Origin of the sequence: Mycobacterium sp. IS-836, from assembly GCF_001954275.1 — a bacterium.
In the GTDB taxonomy this organism is placed as follows: domain Bacteria; phylum Actinomycetota; class Actinomycetes; order Mycobacteriales; family Mycobacteriaceae; genus Mycobacterium.
In genome coordinates this window covers 1-4,679 of sequence record NZ_MBEU01000008.1, presented here as the reverse complement: position 1 = coordinate 4,679, position 4,679 = coordinate 1, and the positions used below count along the sequence as shown (strand labels likewise).

Genomic DNA, 4,679 nt, shown 5'->3' with positions numbered 1-4,679 from the left:
GCCCCCGAATACACCACCACCGGCTACCGCGCACCCACCACACCCGCCGAGGAGATCCTGGCCGCCATCTACGCCCAAGTCCTCGGCATGGAACGCGTCGGAATCGACGACTCCTTCTTCGACCTCGGCGGCGACAGCATCCTGTCGATGCAAGTGGTCACGCGCGCGCGTGCCGCCGGCCTCACCTGCAAACCGCGTGACATTTTCGTCGAGCAGACCGTGTCCCGGCTGGCGCGGGTGGCCGGGGTCGCGACCGGCGCCGGCGACGCGATCGATGACGGTGTGGGGCCGGTCGACGCGACCCCGATCATGCGATGGTTGCACGACGTCGACGGTCCGGTGGAGCAGTTCAACCAGACCGTGGTGGTGCAGGCTCCCGCGGGGGTGACCGAGTCCGACGTGGTGCTCGTGGTGCAGGCCCTGATTGATCGACACGCCATGCTGCGGCTGCGCGTCGGCGAGGACTGGTCGCTGACCGTTCCCGAGCCGGGGTCGGTGGACGCCAACGCGTGCGTGCAATCGGTGAGCGCGTTGTCCGATGAAGAGCTTGTCCAAGCGCGAGCCCGACTGAATCCGGCGGCCGGGACGATGGTCAGCGCGCTGTGGGTCGCGGGCACGGGCCAGTTGGCGCTGATCATCCATCATCTCGCCGTCGACGGCGTGTCATGGCGAATCCTGTTGGAGGACTTGAACATCGCGTGGGCACAGCACCGCAGCGGCGAGCCGGTGGCCTTGCCGGCGGGCGGGACGTCGTTCGCGGGGTGGGCCGCGCTGCTGACCGAGCACGCCCAACACCCGACGGTGCTAGAACAGGCCGAGGCCTGGCGCCAGGTGGCCGCCGCCCCCGCCGCACTGGCCGCGGTGCAACCCGAACTCGACACCTATGCCAGCGCTGGGCACCTGTCGATGGACCTCGACGTCGAGACCACCCGCATGCTGCTCGGTGAGGTGCCCGCGGCGTTCCACGCCGGGATACAGGACATCCTGTTGATCGGATTCGCCCTCGCGCTGGCGCAATTCGAGGCCAGCGGCAGCGCGCCGATCGGCATCGACGTCGAGGGCCACGGCCGCCACGACGAACTTTTCCCCGACGTCGACCTGTCGCGCACGGTGGGCTGGTTCACCACCAAATACCCGGTGGCCCTGACGGTTGGCCGACTGTCCTGGGCGCAGGTCATTGCCGGCGAGGCCGCGCTGGGGGCGGTGATCAACGACGTCAAAGAACAGCTCCGCACCCTGCCCGACCCATTGACTTACGGTCTGCTGCGCTATCTGAACGCCGACGTCGACCTGGCCGGGTCCGACCCGCCGATCGGATTCAACTATCTGGGACGCCTGGGCGCAGCGGCCGAGCCGTCCGGCGAATTGTGGCGGATCAGCGAGGATGGCCTGTCGGCCACCGGCGCGGCGACGGCGATACCCATGCCGTTGGCGCACACGGTCGACCTCAACATCGCCACCGTCGACACCCACGCCGGCCCCCACCTGCACGCCAACTGGACGTGGGCGCCGTCGGCCCTAGACGACATCAAGATCAGCCGCCTCGCCCAGTTGTGGTTCGACGCGCTGGCCGGCATCTGCGCGCACGTTCAGCGCGGCGGGGGCGGATTGACCCCGTCCGACATCGCGCCGGCACGGCTTGGGCAGCACCAAATCGACGCGCTGCGAAAGCAATACACCATCGCCGATGTTCTGCCACTGACCCCGATGCAACACGGGCTGCTCTTCCACGCCAGCACCGCGCACGGAAGCGGCGACGATGTGTACGCGATGCAGCTGGACATCACCGTAAGCGGTCCCCTCGACCAGCACCGGCTGCGCGAAGCGGTGGACACGGTGGTCCGCCGCCATCCCAACCTGGCGGCCATATTCTGCCAACAGTTCGACGAACCGGTCCAGATCATCCCCGCCGATCCCCAGACGCCGTGGCGGTACGTCGCAGTCGGCGGCGACGATCTCGACGAGCAGATCGACCAACTGTGCGCCAGCGAACGCGCGGCAGTCTGCGACCTCACCGACCCGCCGGCGTTCCGGGTGGCGCTGATTCGCGCCGCGCAAGATCAGCACCGGATTGTGTTGACCGCTCACCACATCGTGCTGGATGGCTGGTCGCTGCCGATCCTGCTGCGGGAGATCTTCGCGGGCTATTACGGGCAGCGGCTGCCCGCGCCGATCCCGTATCGCAGGTTTGTCAGCTGGCTGGCGGACCGAGACCTCGATGTCGCCCGCACAGCGTGGCGCGAGGTGCTGGCCGGCTTCGACACCCCCACGCTGGTGGGCCCGCCGGGGCGGGCGCAGCTGGGGCCGCGAGGCGTTACCTCTCGTCGTTTGCCGGCCGAGATCACGCTTGCGCTAGGCTATCTGGCCCGCTCGCAGCACACCACCGTCAACACCGTGCTGCAGGCGGCGTGGGCGCTGCTGCTGACTTCGCTGACCGGCCGGCATGACGTCGCCTTCGGCGTCGCGGTCTCGGGTCGGCCCGCCGAGGTGTCCGGTGCGGACTCGATGGTCGGCCTGTTGATCAACACCGTGCCGGTGCGGGCGAGAGTCACACCGGCGACCACCACCGCCGACCTGATCGATCAGTTGCAAAGCGCCCACACCAAAACCCTTGAGCATCAACATCTGTCGCTGAGCGACATTCACCGCATCAGTGGCCACGACCAACTGTTCGACACCCTGTTCGTGTTCCAGAACTTTCCGATCGACACCGGCGCACCATTGGGCGTCGACGGGTTGAACATCACCGATTTCGCTAGCCGCGAATTCAATCATTACCCGCTCACGGTGCAAGCCACGCCGGGCGTAGAACTGGGCCTGCGCGTCGAATTCGACACCGATGTGTTCGGCGCGGCGAGCGTCGAGGCGCTGATCGAGCGGTTCCGGCGGGTGCTGGTGGCGATGACGGCGGATCCCGTGCGACGGCTGTCATCGGTCGATCTGCTCGATGCCGACGAGCGTGCCCGCCTCGATCGGTGGGGCAATCAGACGGTCCTGACCGAGCCGGCACCCGCTTCGGCATCGATTCCGACGCTGTTCGCCGCCCAAGTCCTACGCGCTCCCGACGCGGTCGCGCTGACTTACGGGGGCAGCTCGATGACCTACCGGGAGCTGGACGAGGCCGCAAACCGGTTGGCGCACTTGCTGGCCGGCGAGGGTGCCGGCCCCGGCGAGTCTGTGGCGCTGCTATTGCCCCGCTCAGCCGAGGCGGTTGTAGCGATATTCGCGGTGCTCAAGACGGGGGCCGCGTATCTGCCGATCGACGCCGCGCTGCCTGGCGCGCGGATCGAATTCATGCTCACCGACGCCGCACCTCTCGCGGCGATCACCACCACCGAATTGGGCGACCGACTGGCGGGGCATGAGTTGGTCGTCGTCGATATCGACGACCCGCGTATTGATACGCACCCCTGCACGGCGTTGCCGGAGCCGCGCCCGGATGATGTTGCCTACCTGATCTACACCTCGGGGACCACCGGTGTGCCCAAGGGTGTGGCGGTCACCCATCGCAATGTCACCAGGCTGGTCGAAGCGCTCGACGACGTGGACGTGGGGCTGTCAGCGGGGCAGGTGTGGACCCAGTGTCACTCGTTGGCGTTCGACTTCTCGGTGGGCGAAATCTTCGGTGCGCTCCTCGGTGGTTCACGGCTGGTAGTGGTGCCCGAATCGGTGACCCGGTCCCCGGACGACTTGCGCGCCTTGCTGGTTGCCGAACAGGTCAGCGTGTTGAGCCAGACCCCGTCGGCGTTTTATGCGCTGCAAACCATCGACGCGCCATCGCCAAAGTCGGATCAGCTCAAACTCGAGACCGTGGTGTTCGGCGGGGAAGCGCTGGAACCACAGCGTCTTCGCGCATGGCGGAACCGCCACCCAGGATTGCCGCGCCTGATCAACATGTACGGCATCACCGAGACGACTGTGCATGCCTCGATGCGCGAGATCATCAACACGGACCTGGATAGCAAGGCCAGCCCAATTGGGGCGCCATTGCCGGACCTGGCGTTTTTTGTGCTCGACGAATGGTTGCACCGGGTGCCCGACGGCGTGGTGGGGGAATTGTATGTGGCGGGCCGCGGTGTGGGGCTTGGGTATTGGCGCCGTTCGGGGTTGACCGCGTCGCGGTTTGTGGCGTGCCCATTCGGCCGGGGTCGGATGTATCGCACCGGGGATTTGGTGCGGTGGCGCTCTGATGGGCAGCTCGAGTATTTGGGGCGCGCCGATGAGCAGGTCAAGATTCGCGGCTATCGGATCGAACGCGGCGAAATCCAAACCGCCCTAATGGAGCTCGACGGGGTCGAGTGGGCGGCGGTGATCGCACGCGAGGATCGCCCCGGCGACAAGCGGCTGGTCGGTTACGTTGCCGGCACTGCAGATTCCGCCCAAGTCCGCGCTGCGTTGGTAGATCGGTTGCCGGCCTACATGGTTCCCGCCGCAGTCGTCGCGATCGACGAAGTGCCGTTGACGGTCAATGGCAAGCTCGACACCCGCGCGCTGCCCGCCCCCGAATACACCACCACCGGCTACCGCGCACCCACCACACCCGCCGAAGAGATCCTGGCCGCCATCTACGCCCAAGTCCTCGGCGTGCCCCGCGTGGGGGTTGATGATTCGTTCTTTGATTTGGGTGGGGATTCGTTGTCGGCGATGCGGTTGGTCGCGGCGATCAATTCCGGTGTAGG

Annotated in this window: 1 protein-coding gene; it reads left to right on the top strand. The window is 67.0% G+C overall.

Going from position 1 to position 4,679, the window contains the following annotated elements:
• Positions 1-4,679, top strand: a 4,679-nt coding sequence (locus A5747_RS03280) for a non-ribosomal peptide synthetase (RefSeq protein ID WP_142245438.1), incomplete at both ends; no start/stop codon positions are given.